General features: G+C 32.7%; 16 protein-coding genes. All 16 read left to right on the top strand.

Annotated features, from left to right (window positions below):
• Nucleotides 1-418: 418 nt before the first annotated feature.
• Nucleotides 419-1,450, top strand: coding sequence for a molybdopterin-binding protein (locus N4T77_RS18270; protein WP_261673297.1), 1,032 nt, complete (start codon nt 419-421; stop codon nt 1,448-1,450).
• A gap of 48 nt (nt 1,451-1,498) precedes the next feature.
• Nucleotides 1,499-4,219, top strand: coding sequence for a molybdopterin-dependent aldehyde oxidoreductase (locus N4T77_RS18265; protein WP_261673296.1), 2,721 nt, complete (start codon nt 1,499-1,501; stop codon nt 4,217-4,219).
• 117 nt (nt 4,220-4,336) lie between these two features.
• Complete coding sequence (locus tag N4T77_RS18260) at nt 4,337-6,598, top strand: pyridine nucleotide-disulfide oxidoreductase/dicluster-binding protein (RefSeq protein ID WP_261673295.1); 2,262 nt, start codon at nt 4,337-4,339, stop codon at nt 6,596-6,598.
• Between the two features lie 3 nt (nt 6,599-6,601).
• Complete coding sequence (locus N4T77_RS18255) at nt 6,602-6,808, top strand: DVU_1557 family redox protein (protein WP_261673294.1); 207 nt, start codon at nt 6,602-6,604, stop codon at nt 6,806-6,808.
• Nucleotides 6,809-6,810: 2 nt separating this feature from the next.
• Complete coding sequence (gene trsM / locus N4T77_RS18250) at nt 6,811-7,530, top strand: DVU_1556 family methyltransferase (protein WP_261673293.1); 720 nt, start codon at nt 6,811-6,813, stop codon at nt 7,528-7,530.
• Nucleotides 7,531-7,575: 45 nt separating this feature from the next.
• A complete protein-coding gene (locus N4T77_RS18245) occupies nt 7,576-8,028 on the top strand; it encodes a DVU_1555 family C-GCAxxG-C-C protein (protein ID WP_261673292.1) in 453 nt (150 codons plus the stop codon).
• Between the two features lie 2 nt (nt 8,029-8,030).
• Nucleotides 8,031-9,386 carry a radical SAM (seleno)protein TrsS gene (gene trsS, locus N4T77_RS18240; RefSeq protein ID WP_261673291.1) on the top strand — a complete coding sequence of 452 codons (1,356 nt, stop codon included), beginning with the start codon at nt 8,031-8,033 and terminating at the stop codon, nt 9,384-9,386.
• Nucleotides 9,387-9,388: 2 nt separating this feature from the next.
• Nucleotides 9,389-10,762, top strand: coding sequence for a DVU_1553 family AMP-dependent CoA ligase (locus N4T77_RS18235; RefSeq protein ID WP_261673290.1), 1,374 nt, complete (start codon nt 9,389-9,391; stop codon nt 10,760-10,762).
• Nucleotides 10,762-11,805, top strand: coding sequence for an XdhC family aldehyde oxidoreductase maturation factor (locus tag N4T77_RS18230; protein WP_315903181.1), 1,044 nt, complete (start codon nt 10,762-10,764; stop codon nt 11,803-11,805). Before N4T77_RS18235 ends, N4T77_RS18230 begins: the two co-directional genes overlap by 1 nt.
• Nucleotides 11,805-12,914, top strand: a complete 1,110-nt coding sequence (locus N4T77_RS18225; RefSeq protein WP_261673289.1) for a DVU_1551 family NTP transferase — start codon at nt 11,805-11,807, stop codon at nt 12,912-12,914. The genes N4T77_RS18230 and N4T77_RS18225 overlap by 1 nt, the downstream gene beginning before the upstream one ends.
• Complete coding sequence (cobC, locus tag N4T77_RS18220; RefSeq protein ID WP_261673288.1) at nt 12,907-13,512, top strand: alpha-ribazole phosphatase; 606 nt, start codon at nt 12,907-12,909, stop codon at nt 13,510-13,512. Before N4T77_RS18225 ends, cobC begins: the two co-directional genes overlap by 8 nt.
• 29 nt (nt 13,513-13,541) lie before the next feature.
• Nucleotides 13,542-15,443, top strand: coding sequence for a sigma-54-dependent Fis family transcriptional regulator (locus tag N4T77_RS18215; RefSeq protein ID WP_396125160.1), 1,902 nt, complete (start codon nt 13,542-13,544; stop codon nt 15,441-15,443).
• 38 nt (nt 15,444-15,481) lie between these two features.
• Nucleotides 15,482-16,261 carry a type I 3-dehydroquinate dehydratase gene (gene aroD / locus N4T77_RS18210; protein WP_261673287.1) on the top strand — a complete coding sequence of 260 codons (780 nt, stop codon included), beginning with the start codon at nt 15,482-15,484 and terminating at the stop codon, nt 16,259-16,261.
• Nucleotides 16,262-16,648: 387 nt separating this feature from the next.
• The gene (locus N4T77_RS18205) at nt 16,649-18,262 is read left to right on the top strand and encodes a SulP family inorganic anion transporter (protein WP_261673286.1); all 1,614 of its coding nucleotides are present in this window, start codon (nt 16,649-16,651) and stop codon (nt 18,260-18,262) included.
• Between the two features lie 61 nt (nt 18,263-18,323).
• Entirely contained in the window at nt 18,324-18,857 is a 534-nt protein-coding gene (locus tag N4T77_RS18200; RefSeq protein WP_261673285.1) for a flavodoxin domain-containing protein, read from the top strand.
• 431 nt (nt 18,858-19,288) lie between these two features.
• A complete protein-coding gene (locus tag N4T77_RS18195) occupies nt 19,289-19,732 on the top strand; it encodes an Lrp/AsnC family transcriptional regulator (protein WP_261673284.1) in 444 nt (147 codons plus the stop codon).
• Nucleotides 19,733-19,758: the final 26 nt, after the last annotated feature.

Raw genomic sequence — 19,758 nt, 5'->3', positions numbered from 1 at the left:
CTGTAAACATTCATGTTTACAGGCTTTTTTATTGTTTACGATAAATCACAATCAGACAAGATAAGTGAAGTCTGCTAATAATATAGTTTTACCCCGTACTTTTAAAAAGTACGGGGTTTTTAATTAACTTAATCCATGAAAAGTCATGGTTTTTTTTACTGCATTGATTTTAAACAATATGAAAGATAATAACTGAATAACCTATCTTCTTAATCTCAATGCTCAAAAATTATACAGTGATTAAAAAATGAACAGTTATAATAAAGGTATTTTGCTCAAAAAATTAGCAATCAATGTTAATAAAAAAACAATATTACATAAAATGGCATATCCCAGTTAATGGCATAAGACTTGCTATATATTTTAATGTATACAACTATTTTACAAATTAAATAGACTTACAAAGGGGGAGTGGGTTGTGAGGTTACTACCTGTTCAGGAAGCAGTGGGAATGGTACTTGGGCATGATATGACTGAAATAATTCCTGGGGAGCACAAAAAAGTCGCATTTAAAAAAGGACATATAATAACTGAGGAGGAGATTCCGAGATTTTTAAATATGGGAAAAGAACACATATTTATTATGGAATTTAATGAGGGAGACTTACATGAAAACGATGCCGCAATAAGAATGGCAAAGGCAGCAGCTGGAAAGGGAGTAACTTTTTCTGAGCCTAAGGAAGGAAAAGTAAGTCTATTATCAAAGTACCCAGGTTTGTTAAAGGTAAACTATAGGGCTTTGGATGATATAAATAGTGTTGATGATATAATGTTTGCCACATTGCATACCAATCAATTAGTAGAAGGAAACACAGTTATTGCAGGAACTAGAATTATACCATTAGTAACAAAAGAGGAAAAAATTAAAAGTATAGAAAGAATTTGCAGCGATAATTATCCTATAGTGCAGGTATTACCTTTACAAAACAAGAAGGTTGGCATTGTTACAACTGGAAACGAAGTATTTTACAAAAGAATTGAAGATAAGTTTGGACCAGTAATACGTAGTAAGTTTGATAAATTAGGATGTACTGTAGAAAAACAGGTATTTGCAAAGGATGATTCAGAGTACATTGCCGCGTCTATTAAATCTCTTATAGAAGAGGGAGTAGAGCTAATAACTGTTACAGGAGGCATGTCTGTAGATCCAGATGACGTAACTCCTCTAGGAATTAAAAAGGCAGGTGCAGATATTGTCTCTTATGGCGCACCAACTTTGCCAGGTGCAATGTTTTTGCTGAGCTATATAAATGATATTCCTGTTCTTGGTTTACCAGGTTGTGTTATGTACAATAAAATAACGATTTTTGATTTAGTAATACCAAGACTATTAGCAGGAGAAAAAGTAACTAAGAATGATATTGTAAAGCTTGGACATGGGGGAATGTGTTTACAATGCAAAGAGTGCAGGTATCCAAACTGCAGCTTTGGAAAAGGGGGATTATATTAATTTTTTAATATAATATATTTTTATTTATCCTTGAAAGGAGACAGGTATATGATAAAAAAGAATTTAACTATTAATGGGGTTCAAAGAACTGTTATTGCAGAAGCAGAGGGGCTTTTATCTGATGTTTTAAGAAAACAATTACTTTTAACAGGTACTAAGGTAGGTTGTGGAAAAGGAGAATGTGGAGCTTGTTCTGTAATTTTAAATGGCAAGGTTGTAAGATCTTGCATAACTAGAATGAAAAGAGTTCCTGATGAAGCAGAAATTATAACTATAGAAGGAGTTGGAGACCAAAAACATCTTCATCCATTACAACTAGCTTGGATGATACATGGTGCAGCACAATGCGGTTTCTGTACACCTGGATTTATAGTTTCAGCTAAAGCACTACTTGAAAGTGATAACAATCCAACAAGAGAAGATGTTAGAGCTTGGTTCCAGAAAAATAGAAATCTATGTAGATGTACAGGATATAAGCCATTAGTTGATGCAGTTATGGAAGCAGCAAGGTTAATCCGTGGAGAAGTAACAAAAGAAGAATTATGGAGTAAGCTTCCAAAGGGAGAAAGTCTTTTAGGTTCAAAGGCTATACGTCCTTCTGCACTAGCAAAAGTAACAGGAACTTGGGATTTTGGAGCAGATTTAGGATTAAAACTTCCAGAAAATACATTACACATTAAATTAGTACAAGCAACAGTATCTCATGCAAATATATTATCTATAGATACTTCAGAAGCAGAAAAAATGCCTGGTGTTTATAGAGTTCTAACATATAAGGATGTACCGGGAACTAATAGAATAAATGGATTGGCTTTCCCATCTAATAAAGGAGATGGACTAGAAAGACCAATATTAAATGATAAAAAGGTATTCCAATTTGGTGATGCTATAGCTATGGTTCTTGCTGATACACCATGTCAAGCAGAAGCAGCAGCAGCAAAAGTTAAAGTGGAATTAGAAGAATTACCAGCGTACATGAGTGCTCCAGCAGCTATGGCTGAAGATGCTATAGAAATTCATCCTGGAACACCAAATATTTATTTTGAATGTTCTACTATAAAAGGTGAAGATACAAAACCTTTAATGGATTCATTAGAATATGTAGTTGAAGATGATTCATATGTAGGAAGACAACCACACCTTCCACTAGAACCAGATGTTGGATTTGCTTATTTTAACGAAGATGGGAAATTAGTTATACATTCAAAGAGTGTAGCACTTCATTTCCATGCGCTTATGGTAGCAGATGGTATAGGAGTTCCTCTAGAGGACGTAATAATAGTTCAAAATCCTACAGGTGGTACTTTCGGATATAAATTTAGTCCAACTATGGAAGGTCTTCTTGGGGTAGCAGCATTAGTAACAAAGAGACCAGTATTCTTGGAATTCAATATGTATCAACAAATAACTTATACTGGAAAGAGATCTCCTTTCTTTATGCATCTTAAGTTAGGTGCTGACAAGAGCGGAAAATTCAATGCATTAGAAACTGACTGGTCCGTTGACCACGGTCCATATTGTGAATTTGGTGACCTTGTAACTACTAGAGGTTCACAATTTATGGGTGCAGGATATAACATTCCAAATATAAGAGGAAACGGAAGAACAGTCGCTACAAACCATGCTTGGGGTTCAGCATTCAGGGGATATGGTTCACCACAGAGTTTATTTGCTTCAGAAGTTTTAGTTGATAAACTAGCTAAGAAGATGGGGGTAGATCCTCTTGAATTGAGATATATGAATGTTTACAGAGAGGGCGATAAAACTCCTACTGGCTGTGATCCAGACGTAATCTGCTTACCAAGTATGATTGAAAAATTACGTCCACTATATAAGACAGCTAAGCAAAATGCTGCAGAGAAGAATGCTAAGGGCGGAGATAAAAAATATGGAGTAGGAACTTCCTTATTAATCTATGGTTGTGGTCTTGATGGTCCAGATACTTCACATGCATGGGCAGAGTTAACTAAAGCAGGAGTTACTGTAGGAAACTCTTGGGAAGACCATGGTCAAGGAGCTGACATGGGAACTTTAACTATAGCTCATGAAACTTTAAAACCAATAGGAATAGCTCCAGAGAAAATAAAATTAGTTATGAATGATATGGAGAAAACTCCTAATAGCGGTCCTGCAGGTGGAAGCCGTTCTAACGTTGTAACTGGTAATGCTACTAGAGTTGCTTGTGAGAATCTACTAGCAGCTATGAAAAAAGCTGATGGCACTTACATGACTTATGATGAAATGGTAGCTGCAGGTAAAGATTTAAAATATGCTGGATCATGGACAGCACCTTGTAATGCTCCAGATCCAAAAGATGGTCAAGGAAACCCATTCCCAACTTATATGTATGGTGTTCTTATGTCAGAGGTAGAAGTAGATACTACTACAGGAAAGACTAATATAGATAAGCTTACTTTAATAGCAGATCTAGGAACTATAGTTAACAAGCTTGTAGTTGATGGTCAAATGTATGGTGGATTAGTTCAAGGTATTGGATTAGCCTTAAGCGAAGACTTTGAAGACTTGAAGAAACACACTACACTTACCGGATGTGGAATTCCACAAATCAAGGATGTACCTGACAATATAGAAATAATTTATCAAGAAACTAAGAGACCAAACGGTCCATATGGTGCTTCAGGTGCAGGTGAAATGCCATTATCAGCACCTCATGCTTCTATAATTAATGCAATTTATGATGCCTGTGGAGTACAAATTACTGAGTTACCAGCTTTACCAGAAAAGGTTTTAGCAGCACTTAAAAAATAGCATAAAATTATAGTTCATAATTAAGTAACTATATTATTTCAGTACTAGAGAGTGAGAATTCTATTCTCACTCTCTAAGTTCCATAATAAATAATATCTCATCATAAAGAGGTGGAAAATGGATTTAGAAAAATTGTTGAGTAAAGAGAAGCTATGTATAACAGATAAACCATCTCCATGTATAGCACAGTGCCCTATACATGTGGATATAAAGACCTTTATTGCAGAAGTAAGCGAAGGAAATCTTAAAAAGGCCTATAAAACCTTAGCAAAAAGAGTACCTATTCCAAGAATTATATGCAACATCTGTGATCATCCCTGTGAAGAGGTTTGTATCAGAAAAGATTTGGGCGGTGCTATATCTATAGGTGCACTTGAAAAAGCAGTAATAAAGCACGGTTATGGAACTCCAAAAAAAGAATTTCCCATACCTAAAAATGGTAAGACTGTTGCAGTAGTAGGTGGAGGAATAAGTGGTCTTACTGTTGCCTTAGATTTAGATAAGAAAGGCTATGCTGTGACTATATTTGAAGAAAAAGCAGAAATAGGTGGAAGGATGTGGAATTTTCAATTACCACCAGAGCTTCTTAAGGAAGAGCTTGAGCATATCAAAAAAGGAAAAATATCCATAAGGTTTAATAGTAAAGTAGGAGAAGAAGAACTCCAAAAAATATCAAAGGACTATGATGCGGTCTGCATAGATACAGGAGAATGGCATCAAGATTTGGAGATTAGTGATTCCACATTTCAGACTAAAATACCAGGGGTATTTGCAGGAGGAACTTTAGTAAACAAAAATGATTCAGTTATATATTCTATATCTACAGGAAGAAGAGCAGCTGTATCTGTAGACAGGTATATTCAAAAAATATCTATGACTGCATCAAGGGAAAATGAAGGTTCCTATACTACTCCTCTTACTTTAAACACGGAGAATATTGAAAAAATATTGCCTATAAACAGAAGTGATAAAGGTGAATACAGTGAACAGGAAGCAGTTTTAGAGGCAAAGAGATGCATTAGATGTCAATGCCTTGAATGTGTTAATTCATGTGTACACCTAAAAAAATTCAAAATGACTCCTAAGAGCTATATAAGAAGCATAAATCATAATGAAGCTATTATATTGGGAGATCACCATGCAAATAAAATGATTAACTCCTGTAGCTTATGTGGTTTATGTGGTGAAGTTTGTCCTTCAAAGCTTAACATGAGGGATATAATTATAGAAACCCGTCAAAGTATGGTAGAAAAAGAAAAAATGCCTCCTTCCGCCCATGATTTTGCCTTGAAAGATATGGAATTTAGTAATAGTGATAAATTTACTCTATTAAAACACCAGCCTGGTTTTGAACGCAGCAGCCACCTATTCTTTCCAGGATGTCAGCTAAGTGCCTCCTCCCCAGAGTATATTTCTAAAATATATAGTTACTTGACTACAAAGATTAAAGATGGAGTAGGTATTATGCTAGGCTGTTGTGGTGCACCAGCAGAATGGTCAGGTCGCAAAAAAGAGTTTGAGGCTAGCATTAAAAATACTATTGAAAAGTGGGAGAGTATGGGTAAGCCTTCTTTAATTCTAGCTTGTTCAACCTGCTCTAATATATTCAGAACCTATATACCAGAAATAAATTGTGTTTCACTGTGGGAGTTTATGGATAAGAGTGGAATACCACAGGAAAATAGTAGACATGAGTATAAAACCTTAAGTATACATGATGCTTGCACTACGAGATATGATAGCACACTTCAAGATAGTGTTAGAAAAATCATAAAGAAATTAGGGCATTCTGTTAAGGAGCTTAAATTCTCAAGAGAAAAAACTAAGTGCTGTGGCTATGGGGGTCTTATTTATTATGCTAATAAAGAACAGTCAAAGGAATTCATAAAAGATAGAATAAATGAAGCAGAGGAAGATTATGTAGTTTATTGTTCAATGTGCAGAGATTTATTTTCATTAGAAGGAAAGAGAGCTTTTCATATTTTAGATTTAATTTATGGTGAGGACTTAGAAAAGTTAGGAGAAAGAAAAGGTCCTAAGTTATGGGAAAGAAGATTAAATAGGACTAAGGTTAAAGAAGAGTTATTAAAGCTTTACGGTGAAAGCATTCACCATGGTGGAGAAATAGCAGCAAATATTATTTTATCAGAGTCTATAGAAGAAAAGATGGAAGATAAATTAATTCTTTTACAGGATGTGGAAAAGGTTATAAAGAATGCTGAAAGTAATGTAGAGAAATTTGTAAATCCTAACAATGGTCATTTTTTAGCTAGAAAAAGATTGGCAAATGTGACCTATTGGGTTGAGTATGAATATGAACAAGAAAAATATCTTGTTCACAATGTTTATAGTCATAGAATGGAAGTTTTGGAGGGCTAAAATATGAATACTAAAAGTGAAGAGCAAGTGCCTTGGATTTGTTTTAATTGTGGTATAAATCTACAGCTTAGAAAAACAAATGTAACTTATCTTGGAGGAAACTTTGAAGTGGAACTAATGAAATGTCCTAAATGCGGTATGGTACTTATAACAGAAGAGTTAGCGGCAGGTAAAATGCTGGAAGTGGAAAAGGGACTGGAGGACAAATAATTATGGTCAGTTGCAATGCTTATGAAAGTAGGGCTATGAGGGAAGCTCTAGGAACTACCTTGAGACCAGGGGGATTTTGTTTAACCGATGAGGCTGTAGAATTTTGTAAGTTTAGAAAGGGAGATAAGCTATTAGATATAGGCTGTGGAATGGGAGCTACTGTAGAGTATTTATGGGACAGGTATGAATTAGAGGCTGTCGGTATAGATCCCTCAAGAAAATTAATAGAAATAGGAAAAAAGAGAAATGAAAAACTTAATTTAGTAGAGGGAAGGGGAGAATCTTTAGACTTTGAAAAAAGCAGTATGAAAGGGATTTTTGCAGAGTGTACATTATCTCTTATGGAGGACAGAAATAAAGTTATTTCTGAAGCCTATAGAGTTTTAGCGAAAGATGGGTATTTTATTGCTACAGATGTGTATGCCAAGAATCCACAATTTATTCACGAATTAAAAGATTTTTCCTTTAATAGCTGTATGAGAGGGCTTCATGATTTAGAGGAGTTAAAAGAGGAGTTTATAAGACAGGGATTTAAAATAGCCCTCTGCAAAGATTGTTCAGATTTATTAAAGCAATTGATGATAAAAATTATTTTTACGTATGGTTCTATGAATATATTTTGGCGTAACAGTACTGAATGCAGTATAAACTCCTCTAAATTTGAAGAAATTTTGCGCAGGTGTAAGGTTGGATATTTCATTATAGTCGGAAGAAAAACTTAATATAATAAAGTTCTCCATAAATATGAGTAATCTGGAGGTAATAAGATGAATGATATAGCATTTGATATTTACAAGCTATCCTCAGAAGGTTTTTGCTGCACACAAATACTTCTTAAGCTGGCTTTAGAGGAAGAGGGAAAGGAAAACAAGGATTTAATAAAAGCAGTAAATGGGCTCTGCGGCGGCATAGGTTTTTCAAAAAGAACCTGTGGAGTTGTTACAGGAGGTATATGTATTTTATCCTTATATGCAGGTAAAGGAGAAGCTAGAGAAAGTAAAGGTGAAGCCTTTAATGAAATGATTAACGAATATATGGAATGGTTTGAAGAAGAATTCGAGAGTATCGAATGCGGGGATATAGTTGGAGCCCATGTGATAAGTGATAGTGAGGGCAATGTAAGTTATCCCATAAAGTGCGGCAATATACTTATAAAAAGCTATGAAAAACTTCAGGAAATATTATATAAACATGAATACGATTTTGGAGAAAGGGAGTAACTATGGATAAAGCTACAGTGATTTCTGAAACAGAAAGTTTATGTCCTATTTGTCTAAAGAAAATAGAAGCAAAAAAAATAAAAGAGGGAACGAATGTTTACTTACAAAAGGAATGTGAATATCATGGGAGTTTTAAAACTATTATATGGAGGGATAGTCCTAAGATAGAGAGCTGGATTAGAAATAAAATACCTTCCTACCCTAAAACTCCCTTTACAGAGATAGAAAAAGGATGTCCCTTTGATTGTGGATTATGCAAAGAACATAGGCAACATACCTGCACTGCACTTATAGAGGTTACAGACAAATGTAATTTAAACTGCAGCTTTTGTTTTGCTAATTCTGGCATCAGTTTTAGTGAATTAACACTAGATAAAATAGAGTTTCTTTATAGATCTGTTTTAAAGTCTAGTGGTAATTGCAATATACAAATATCAGGGGGAGAGCCTACAGTAAGAGAGGATTTACCAGAAATAATAAGACTAGGACATTCCATAGGCTTTAGTTTTATACAATTAAATACTAATGGAGTCCGTATTGCAGAGGAGGAGGACTACCTTAAGAAGCTTAAAGAGGCAGGTCTTAATTCTATTTTCCTACAATTTGACGGTATGGATGACAGCATATATGAAAAGTTAAGAGGAAAAAAACTTCTCAACTTAAAGCTAAAGGCTATAGAAAGTTGTAAAAAATATAATATTGGAGTGATTCTTGTTCCTACTTTGGTTCCTAAAATAAATATAGACAACATAGGTGCTATTATAGATTTTGCTCTAGAAAATCTGCCAACAGTAAGAGGAGTACATTTTCAACCAGTAAGTTACTTTGGAAGGATTCCGGATATTCCTAAGGATGAGGATAGAGTTACTATACCAGAGGTGATTAGGGCTATAGAAAAGCAGACTGGGGGAAGAATTCAAGAGGAAAGCTTTAGACCACCAGGTTGTGAAAATTCTTTTTGCTCCTTCCATGGTAACTATATATATAAAGGAAATGGACAGCTATCTCAAGTAACTAAGCACTCTAGTGATTGTTGCTGCAGCAGTGAAAAAGCAGAAGCTGGAGCGGAAAAAGCAAAAAAGTTTGTGGCTAGAAATTGGTCCGAAAGAAACAATGTCAACTCTAATATTAAAATGGGTACCTCACAAATCATGAACTGGGACGATATTATCCAAAGTATTAAGAATTATTCCTTTAGCATTTCCGGTATGGCCTTTCAAGATGTTTGGAATATAGATTTAGAGAGAGTAAAGGATTGCTGCATACATGTGGTAAATCCAGAAGGTAAACTTATTCCTTTCTGCGCATATAATCTTACAGATATAAAGGGAAATTATTTATATCGCAGGAGGAAGTAACAGTGAAAAAAACATCTCTTGAAAATTGGATATTTAAGAAAATAGGGAGCAGGGACATAGAAGACTATCAGTTAAGAAAGCTAAAGGAAAATATAAACTATGTGAAAAATAATAGTAGATTTTATAAGGAACAGTTAAGATATATTAATGAAAATGATATTAATTCTTTTGAAGATTTTGAGAAAGTCCCCTTTACTACAGCAGAAGATATAAAGGACAATCCTCTTAGATTTTTATGTGTATCCCAACAATATATAAGTAGAATTGTATCTCTTAACACCTCTGGAACTACAGGAAAATCAAAAAGAATATTTTTTACAGAGGAAGATCAAGAGCTTACTATAGATTTTTTTAAAGAAGGCATGAAGGATATTGTAAATAGTAATGATAGAGTGCTCATACTATTGCCCGGGGAAATATCTGGCTCTGTAGGAGATTTATTAAAAAAGGCTTTAAGTAGAATAAATGTGGAATCCTATATACAGGGCCCCATAAAAGATGTAAAGGAAGTATCGAATATTATCAAATTAAAAAACATAAATTCCCTAGTAGGAATACCTGTTCAGGTGCTTTCATTAAGTAGAAAGGAAAAAGAAGTTTTTTCTAATAGTATAGAAAAGGTATTGTTAAGTACAGATTATGTTCCTAATGTACTTATAGAGGAATTGACGGATTCAGGGAATTGCAAGGTTTTTACTCATTATGGTATGACTGAGATGGGATTAGGGGGAGGAGTAGAGTGTGAATCTCTAAAGGGATATCATTTAAGAGAAGCAGATCTATATTTTGAAGTAGTTAGTCCTACCACAGGAAGAAAAGTAAAGGATGGAGAATACGGTGAAATAGTATTCACAACTCTTACAAGAAAAGGAATGCCTCTAATTAGGTATCGCACCGGTGATAAAGGAAGATTCAGTGCGAAGGCCTGCGACTGCGGTACAGTATTAAGGACCATGGATAGAATTTTAGGAAGAATAGAAAATAAAGTTGAAATTTATGATGGTAATTTTTTAAATATGAGAGATATAGATGAAAATCTCATTAAAATAAAAGAAATTATGAATTATGAAGTTAGTGTTATGGATAACTCTAAATCACAAATTTACAATAAAAAGGAAGGAAAATTGTATAATTATAGAGAAAATAATATAGAAGAAAAAAGTGAACTTGTTATAACAGCTTATGTTAGCAAGGAAAACTTTGAAGTTGTAAAAGATGAAATTGTAAGAAATCTAAATCAAATACCTGTAATAAGTAAATCTATTAAAAAAGGAATTTTAGAGATTAAAATTTTGCTTCCTGATAGAGAAAAGGAAAGTGGCAATGGAACCTTAAAACGAAGAATTTATGATTATAGAAGGGAGTATGAAGGATAATGATTTTATATAAAGATATTATAGAACTTTTGGATAAAAAAGAAAGCTTTGCTTTGGTCACTATCTTAGATAAATCTGGATCTGCCCCTAGGGAGAAAGGGACCAAAATGATTATAAAAAGAGACCTTTCTATCATAGGAACAGTAGGTGGAGGAATATTTGAGGCTTTAACTATAAAACTAGCTAATATGGTTTTAAATAATAAATGTTCTGTTGTTGAAGATTTCAACTTATCCAATGAAGGAGCTTCTTCTATAGGAATGATTTGTGGAGGAAACTTAAAGGTTTTAGTTGAATATATAGATGGTGAAGGAAGTACTATAACAGCAATATATAAAAAGGCATTTGAACTTGAAGAAAGAGGGGTTAACTTTTATTTAATTAGTAGAATTAGTAAAGATAGTTTTGGTGAAGGAAAACCTTATAAGTGGATTTGTACTGAAACAGATTTTTATGGAGAAGAAGAAGATTCTGTACAAGAGGTTTTTAAAAAGGTTAGGGAAAGATTTAAAGAACTGACTATTCATACTGTAGATGTTAACGATAAAGAGTATTTTATAGAACCGGTACTAAATCTTGAAACTGTATATATATTTGGAGCGGGGCATATATCCCAAAAGCTCGCAGATATAACAAAGCTAGTAGATTTTAAAACTATTGTTCTAGATGATAGAGCAGAATTTGCAAATATGGATAGATTTAAAACAGCGGATGAGGTTATTGTAATTCCTTCCTTTAAGAATTTATCAGATAAAATAAAAATAGACAAGCAAAGTTATGTAATAATAGTTACAAGAGGACATGCTTATGATAAAGAAGTTTTATCTCAGATGCTTAAAACCAATGCTAAATATATTGGAATGATAGGTAGTAAAAATAAAATTAAGATTACTTACAATAATTTATTAGAAGAGGGATATAACAATGAGGACCTTTCTAGAGTATATGCTCCAATAGGTTTACCAATTTCTGCCCAGACTCCTGAAGAGATAGCGGTAAGTATTGCTGCAGAGTTAATAAAAGTAAGAAGGGAAAAAAAATAATGAAAGATAGTTGTAAATATTCAGCTATAATACTTTCTGCAGGATTATCTTCTCGTATGAATGGGTTCAAACCACTACTTAAATTTGGAGGGGTTACAGCGGTAGAGATGATTATAAGAACTTTTATTAGTGCTGGTATAGAGGACATTTTAGTTATAGTGGGGCATAGAGCCGAGGAAATAGTAAATGTATTAAAGAAGGAATCGGTAAGGTGTATACTAAATGAAAAGTATAAAGAAGGAATGAGTTCATCTGTTTTAAAAGCACTTAGTGAAATTGATAAAGATTCAAAAGGTTTTTTTTTAATTCCTGTGGATATACCCCTAATAAAAATAAAGACTTTGGAATTGCTTAAAGAAGAATTTTTAAAAGGAGAAAAGGGTATTATTTATCCACAATTTAAGGGGAAAAAAGGACATCCCCCTTTAATATCTACTAAGTATAAGAATAACATAATAAAAAACATTAGCAGCGGTGGCTTAAGAGAGGTGCTAAGCTTATACGAAAAAGACTCATCAACTATTGAAGTAATAGATAATGGAATATTGTTAGATATGGATACTTTAGAAGATTATAATAATTTACTAAATTATTTTACTTTTTATGACACACCAAATGAAGAGGAATGTAGTGCAATATTAAGGAAATACAGTGTTCCTGAAAAAATAGTAAGCCATGGAGAAGCTGTAGCAGCAACTGCTGTAAATATAGCTCAGACATTAAATAGGAAAGGTAAGAATTTAAATATAAATAAAATTAGAGCAGCTGCACTGCTCCATGATATCGTCAGGCAAGAAAAAAACCATGCAGAGGCAGCAGGTAAAATTATGAGGAGTTTAGGATATAGAGAAATTGGTGACATTATAGAAGTTCATATGGACATTTCAGTAAATGAGAAAGAGGAAATCACGGAAAAAGAAATAGTATATCTAGCAGATAAATTAAATATGGACTCTGAAAGCAGCTCACTTAAAGAAAGATTTAATAAAGCCTTTAAAAAATACTGTCGTGATACAGAAATTATAAAAAGGATAGAGCAGAGACTTAAAAATGCAGAGAAAATTGCAGAAAAAATTAATTGTATAGAGGAAATTATCTCATATGAATAAAATTATTTACTTAGTCAGACATGGAAAAATAGATACTGATGATAAAAAAAGATACATAGGTTTTTCAGATATACTATTAAATGAGGAAGGAGTTAATCAAGGAAAGAAATTAAAAAAGTTTTTTAGTGAAATTTATATAGAAAAAATATATTGTAGTGATTTAAGTAGAACGAGGAAAACTGCAGAAATTATTTCAGAAGGTAGAAATATAGAAAAAGTAGAATTAAAAGAGTTAAGAGAAATAAATATGGGTAAGTGGGAAAACAGAACTTTTGAAGAAATAAAAAATAAGTATCCAAAAGAATTTGAAAATCGAGGAAAGTATATAAAAGATTTTACACCAGATGGTGGGGAAAGCTTTGGTGTTTTTAAAGATAGAGTATTAAATATATTCAAAGGTATAGTGCTAGACACAAAGGAAAGTACAGTGATTGTTGCTCATGCAGGGGTTAATAGGATTATTCTAAGTGATATTTTAGGAATCTCTTTAGAGAATATTTTTAAAATAAAACAGGACTATGGGTGTATAAATAAAATAATAGTTAACCAATCAACAACTAGTATAAGTACTGTAAACTACACTTTATCTCATATTTAAAGATTCACTTTATAAAGGGGCGGAGTAAAGTGATTGATGAAAAAATTTTCAGACTTAGTATTAAAAATTCACATGAAAGATGTAAAAAGTGGGGCATTAATGTAGACCAAGTATATAGTAGGAAAATACTAAATGAAGTAGAGTTACAAAAGAAAATTGCTATAAATAGAGAATTGATTGTAACTTCTGCATCCTATATGGAAATGCTTACGGAAGTAACTAAAGAACACGAGTTTTTTGCGCTTCTTACTGATGGCGAGGGATGTATTTTAAATTCTATAGGAAACGAAAAAATACTGTCAGAGGCCTTTGCTATGAAGATGGTTCCAGGAGCATTTATGGACGAAAAGGATATGGGAACTAATGCTATGAGTATGGTTATAAGAGATAAAACTCCAATTAAAATTTTAGGAAAAGATCATTTTGTTAAGGCGTATCATAAATGGGGGTGCTGCGCTGCCCCTATAAGAGATGAAAACAAAAAGATTATTGGAGTACTAGATCTTACTGGATACGCAAAACATATACAATCCCATACTTTAGGTATGGTGATGGCAGCAGCTGCAGCCATAGAAGATATAATGATGACAAAGCAAAGCAATAGGCTACAGGATGTAACAAACAAACATATAAAAACTATATTTGATCAAATTCCTGTAGCATTAATACTGTCAGATGTAGATGGAAAAATTAAGATGTGTAATAAAAAGGGCCTGCATATGTTTGGCAGTAGAGAAAATAAGTTAAAAACCTCAGAAATGAGTGAGCTAATTGAAGATTGGGAGGAAATTAGAAAAAGTATATATATAGGTGAAAGTGTGTCGCAAGAGGTTAATATATACGCATTAAGAAATAGTTTTAAATGTAATCTAACAGCTATTCCTATATATAATTCAGAAGAGGATGTAATTGAAATAGTATACACATTTGAAGAGATAGGAAAAAACTCGGTAAAAAGTAAGAAGGCAGCACAAAACTGTAGAGCTTTTTATACTTTTGATAAGATAATTGGGGAAGATGAGAATTTTTTAAAAATAGTAGAATACGCAAAAAAGATTTCAGATAGTAAGTCTACAATCCTAATAATGGGGGAAAGCGGTACTGGCAAGGAAGTATTTGCTCAATCAATTCATAATTACAGTAGTAGAATCGATGGACCTTTTGTAGCATTAAACTGTGGGGCAATACCTAAGCAGCTTATAGAGGCAGAACTTTTTGGCTATGAAGATGGGGCTTTTACTGGTGCTAAGAAGGGAGGAAATATAGGAAATTTCGAGATGGCTGACGGAGGAACTATATTTCTAGATGAGATTGGAGAAATGCCTATAGAAATGCAAACTAGGTTGTTAAGGGTAGTGCAAGAAGGTACCATAACTAGAATAGGAAGCTCTAAGCCTATTTCTGTAGACATTAGAATTATAGCAGCTACAAATAGAGATTTAAAAAAAGAAGTAGAAAAGGGCAACTTTAGAAAAGATTTATACTATAGGTTAAATGTTTTACCAATATATTTGCCGCCTCTTAGGCAAAGGAAATCAGATATTTTACTCCTTGCAAAGCACTTTTTTAAGAGTATAGGTAAAAGACTTAATAAGCCGGATATAAAAATACCTGAGCAATATATAAATAATATGTTAAGTCATGATTGGCCAGGAAACATTAGGGAACTGGAAAATGTCATTGAATTAGTCATAAATACAGAATCTATACCAACTCACTATTTTAGGGAAGAGTGCTGTGATATGGAACCTTTTATAGAGTTAAAGACTGAATATCTAAACTTAGATTACGTTGAGAAGCAGCATTTGATAAAAGTACTAAAAAAATATAGAGCCAATATAACTCATTGCTCCCAGGTATTAAATATAACAAGAAATACTTTATATAACAAGATAAAAAAATATAATATTGATGTAACTCAATTTTTATAGTTTGGGTAAAATAATTAAGGAAAGGATCAGAAATACTTATGAAGAAAGTAGTTAATATTAAAAGTGTCACAATAGGTGAAGGTTTACCTAAAATTTGTGTACCAATGATAGGAAAAACGCTGTTAGAATTGGCAGAAGAGGCTAATTTTTTAAGAAATCTGGATTTTGATGTTGTTGAATGGCGGGTAGACTTCTTTGATGATGTTACAGAAATAGATAGAGTCAAAGAAGCATTAGAAACAATTAGAAGAATTTTAACTGACAAGCCTATAATCTTTACCTTCCGGAGTTCTAAAGAAGGTGGACAGAAAGAACTTGCTGTAGAAGCTTATTTTCAATTAAATAGAGCAATTGCTGAAACAAAACTTGTTGAAGTCATTGATGTTGAATTATTTAATGAAGAAAAAGTTATAAAAGAATTGGTTAACATAGCTCATGGAAATGGTATAGCAGTTATTATATCAAACCACGATTTTAACAAGACACCAGCGAAGAAAGAAATCATATCAAGATTATGTAAGGCCCAAGAATTAGGAGCAGATATTCCTAAAATAGCAGTTATGCCTACTTGCTCTGAGGATGTGATTACACTTTTAGATGCAACTCGCATTATGAATGAGAAGTATGCTGATAGGCCTATTATTACAATATCAATGGATGGAAAAGGGATTATAAGTAGAGTATCTGGAGGGTTATTTGGATCTGCATTAACTTTTGGAGCAGCTAAAAAAGTTTCTGCACCAGGACAAATATCTGCAGTAGATTTACGTAATATTATTAAATTGCTTCATGATAATGCACAAAATAGAGACTGTTAATAACTTAGGTTGTTAACAGTTTTTTTGTATTTATTCATACTATTATTTACGTAATAGCAGTGTAGTTATGTGTATGATTAACACTACAGCTGTTGTTTTTAATAAGTATGAATATTATAAGGTTATATCAATGAACAATAAGAGAGAAAAAATCAAGTTATTTACAATTAAGCAAGTAAGTATAATTAAAGTCAGGTTATATACAAAAAAGGAATAGTTTTAAGCATATTAAAGAATATGTAAAAAATATAAGCTTATATCCACTTATAAGGCGGTATTTTAACCTATTAAACCTTTCACTTCGACGGGATAATTTGATATTATGGAATATGTTGTTTTAAATACAACTTATTTAGTAAATATATAAGGAAGGGTAGGTATTTTAAATTGTCCACATTTAGACCTAAGTTTTTTTCATGCATAAAAAATTACAATTTCAACCTTTTTTGCAGCGATATTACTGCTGGAATTATAGTGGCAGTCATAGCATTGCCATTATCAATTGCACTAGCTATTGCATCAGGAGTATCTCCGGAAAAAGGACTACACACGGCCATAATAGCTGGTTTTATAATTTCATTTTTAGGTGGTAGTTCTGTGCAAATAGGAGGCCCTACAGGTGCTTTTATGGTTATTGTATATGGAATATTGACTAAGTATGGACTAGATGGTCTTATAATATCAACTATATTAGCAGGAATTATATTAGTGCTAATGGGTATTTTGCGTCTAGGAAAGATGATGAAGTTTATACCATATCCAATAATAACAGGTTTTACTAGTGGTATTGCCCTAGTCATATTTTCAACCCAAGTTAAAGATTTTTTAGGATTAAACATTGATAATGTGCCAAGTGAATTTATAGGAAAATGGCAGATATATATTTCAAATATCAATAACATTAACTGGACAAGTGTTGCTTTAGGTATTGTTTCTTTATTGATTATAGTTTTATGGCCAAGAATAAATAAAACAATTCCTGGGTCTTTGGTAGCCTTAATAATTGCCACTGTTTTAGCCTATTTTTTTAAATTAAACGTTGATACCATCGGAAGCAAGTATGGAGAGCTTTCATCTGCTTTTCCAGGGGCTCATATACCAGCATTAAAGCTTGAAGTTGTAAAGGAGCTAATTCATCCAGCCCTTACTATTGCTTTTCTTGGAGGGGTAGAGTCACTTCTGTCCGCAGTAGTGGCTGATGGCATGACAGGAGAGAAACATCGTTCAAATACAGAGCTTATTGCACAGGGACTGGCTAACATAGCTTCAGGTATATTTGGAGGTATTCCTGCTACTGGAGCGATAGCAAGAACTGCAGCTAACATTAAAAATGGTGGAACTACGCCTATATCTGGAATGGTACATGCAGTAGTATTACTGCTAATTATGTTATTGTTTATGCCTTATGCAAAACTGATTCCATTATGCACCTTAGCTGCAATACTGATGGTAGTAGCATATAATATGAGTCAGTGGAGAGAATTTAAGGAGCTTCTTGGTACAACTAAAAGTGATATGTTCATATTGTTAACTACCTTTGCACTAACTGTACTTATTGACTTAGTTATGGCTATAGAGGTTAGTGTGGTTTTATCTAGTTTACTATTTATGAAGAGAATGGCTGATACTACCAATGTTGAAAATTTATCTTCACAGCTTTATAAAAGGGAAAAGGGTATTCCAAATGATACTTTAATGTATGAGATAAATGGACCTTTTTTCTTCGGAGCGGCAGATAAGTTTAAACAAGCAGTGGATGAAATAGAAGATGATATAAAGGTTATAATTTTAAAGATGAACAATGTACCGGCTATGGATGCTACAGCCTTCCATGAGTTAGAAGGCCTATATGGAAGTTGTATAGAGCATAACACTGAATTAATACTTCTTGGAGTACAGGAGCAGCCTTATTCTGTACTAGAGAAAGCTGGGTTTATTCATAAAATTGGAGAAGAAAATATGTGTAAGGATTTAAGTGAAGCGTTAGAAAAGGCTGCTTAACTGCTGAGGATTATGGTATAATATGGTTATAAATATATGCCATAAGGATGTGGAGTAAAGTATGACAAAGTCTGTTGTTATTTACAAATCTAAATATGGAAGTACAAAAAGATATGCCGAATGGATAGCTAGTGAGATTGGAGCGGATCTATTTGAAGCTTCGAGAATAAAAGTTGAGGATCTGAAAAAGTATGACATTATAGTATTTGGGGGCTTTATGCATGCAGTTGGCGTTAGCGGAGTTAAAATAATTACTGATAATTTTAAAGAACTAATGGATAAAAAAGTTATAATATTTGCTGTAGGTTGCTCACCTGGTAGGGAGTCCGAACTAAACCAGGTATTATCTAAAAATTTTAAAGAAGAGATAAAAGAAAATATAACTTTCTTTTACTTAAGAGGAGCCTTTAATTATAATAAATTAGATTTTGTTGATAAGATGATGATGAATGCACTTAAGATGAAACTTAAGAGGCTAAAGGAAGAGCAACTTGATGAGGATGTTAAAGGGTTGCTAGAATGTTACAATAATCCTGTTGATTGGACGGATAAGAAAGCCATTAATCCTATTATTCAGTGCATAAATAAATTGTAACTTATATTAGTTAACAAATACCCATTTTATATTTAAGTATCTTAAGAATTATAAAGTTAATACTTATTTACTAGTTAGAAATAAGCACTTTTAATATTGTTTAATTTGAACAATATTAAAAGTGCTTTTATTTACTGAAATTTACTTATTTAATGACTATATTTAGTTAGGTTTAAATAAGTTTATTTGTTATTAAGTTAAGTTTTTTTCACAAACAACTAATTTAATAACACAAAAACATGAAATAGCATTACTTTATACATGTACATAGTGATTGTGCTGTGCTAAAATAAAAACAATTTAAAAATGACAGATGAATTTAAATAGTTTTACCTTAAAGGGGCTTGCAAATATAGTCTATTAAAATAGGAATTATTTATTCATTTCATTTTATAATAAGAGAAAAGATGGTTTTTCTAGGAGGAATGTTTATGGATTCTACAGACTACAAAATTGTTGAGATACTTCTGGAAGACGGAAGAATACCTATGAAGGAGCTCGCACAAAGGGTAGCTCTCAGTGCACCTGCAGTAGCAGAACGAGTAAAGAGGCTTGAGGAGGAAAATATTATAACTGGTTATAAAGCAGTTGTAGACTATGATAAACTAGGGAAAAAAATCAATGTGCTTATAAATGTAGGAACTAGCGTTCAAGGGTCTGAAAAGTTTATGGAATTTGTAAAAGGAGAAAATTCTATAATTGAATGCTATCAAGTTACAGGTCCCTATTGCAAAATTTTAAAAGCCAGACTTGATGACATTGCAGCCTTAGAAAAACTTATCGGAAAGATACAAACCTTTGGTAATACAGAAACCTTTATAATTCTTTCTTCAATTGAAAAAGAAAACATAATAAATGATATAAAAAATACTTAATTAAATAATAGGAGTAAAACTATGTA

The organism is Clostridium sp. CX1 (assembly GCF_025398335.1).
Classification (GTDB): Bacteria; Bacillota; Clostridia; order Clostridiales; family Clostridiaceae; genus Clostridium_AM; species Clostridium_AM tanneri.
The sequence above is the reverse complement of the archived record's forward strand: the minus strand, read 5'-3'. Positions and strand labels throughout refer to the sequence as shown.

What these genes read in the sequence shown, in the direction of transcription:
- N4T77_RS18260 (WP_261673295.1), top strand. Translation starts at nt 4,337, where the DNA reads ATGGATTTAGAAAAATTGTTGAGTAAAGAGAAGCTATGTATAACAGAT.
- N4T77_RS18225 (WP_261673289.1), top strand. Translation starts at nt 11,805, where the DNA reads ATGAAAGATAGTTGTAAATATTCAGCTATAATACTTTCTGCAGGATTA.
- cobC (WP_261673288.1), top strand. Translation starts at nt 12,907, where the DNA reads ATGAATAAAATTATTTACTTAGTCAGACATGGAAAAATAGATACTGAT.
- N4T77_RS18230 (WP_315903181.1), top strand. Translation starts at nt 10,762, where the DNA reads ATGATTTTATATAAAGATATTATAGAACTTTTGGATAAAAAAGAAAGC.
- N4T77_RS18265 (WP_261673296.1), top strand. Translation starts at nt 1,499, where the DNA reads ATGATAAAAAAGAATTTAACTATTAATGGGGTTCAAAGAACTGTTATT.
- trsS (WP_261673291.1), top strand. Translation starts at nt 8,031, where the DNA reads ATGGATAAAGCTACAGTGATTTCTGAAACAGAAAGTTTATGTCCTATT.
- trsM (WP_261673293.1), top strand. Translation starts at nt 6,811, where the DNA reads ATGGTCAGTTGCAATGCTTATGAAAGTAGGGCTATGAGGGAAGCTCTA.
- N4T77_RS18245 (WP_261673292.1), top strand. Translation starts at nt 7,576, where the DNA reads ATGAATGATATAGCATTTGATATTTACAAGCTATCCTCAGAAGGTTTT.
- N4T77_RS18255 (WP_261673294.1), top strand. Translation starts at nt 6,602, where the DNA reads ATGAATACTAAAAGTGAAGAGCAAGTGCCTTGGATTTGTTTTAATTGT.
- aroD (WP_261673287.1), top strand. Translation starts at nt 15,482, where the DNA reads ATGAAGAAAGTAGTTAATATTAAAAGTGTCACAATAGGTGAAGGTTTA.
- N4T77_RS18200 (WP_261673285.1), top strand. Translation starts at nt 18,324, where the DNA reads ATGACAAAGTCTGTTGTTATTTACAAATCTAAATATGGAAGTACAAAA.
- N4T77_RS18195 (WP_261673284.1), top strand. Translation starts at nt 19,289, where the DNA reads ATGGATTCTACAGACTACAAAATTGTTGAGATACTTCTGGAAGACGGA.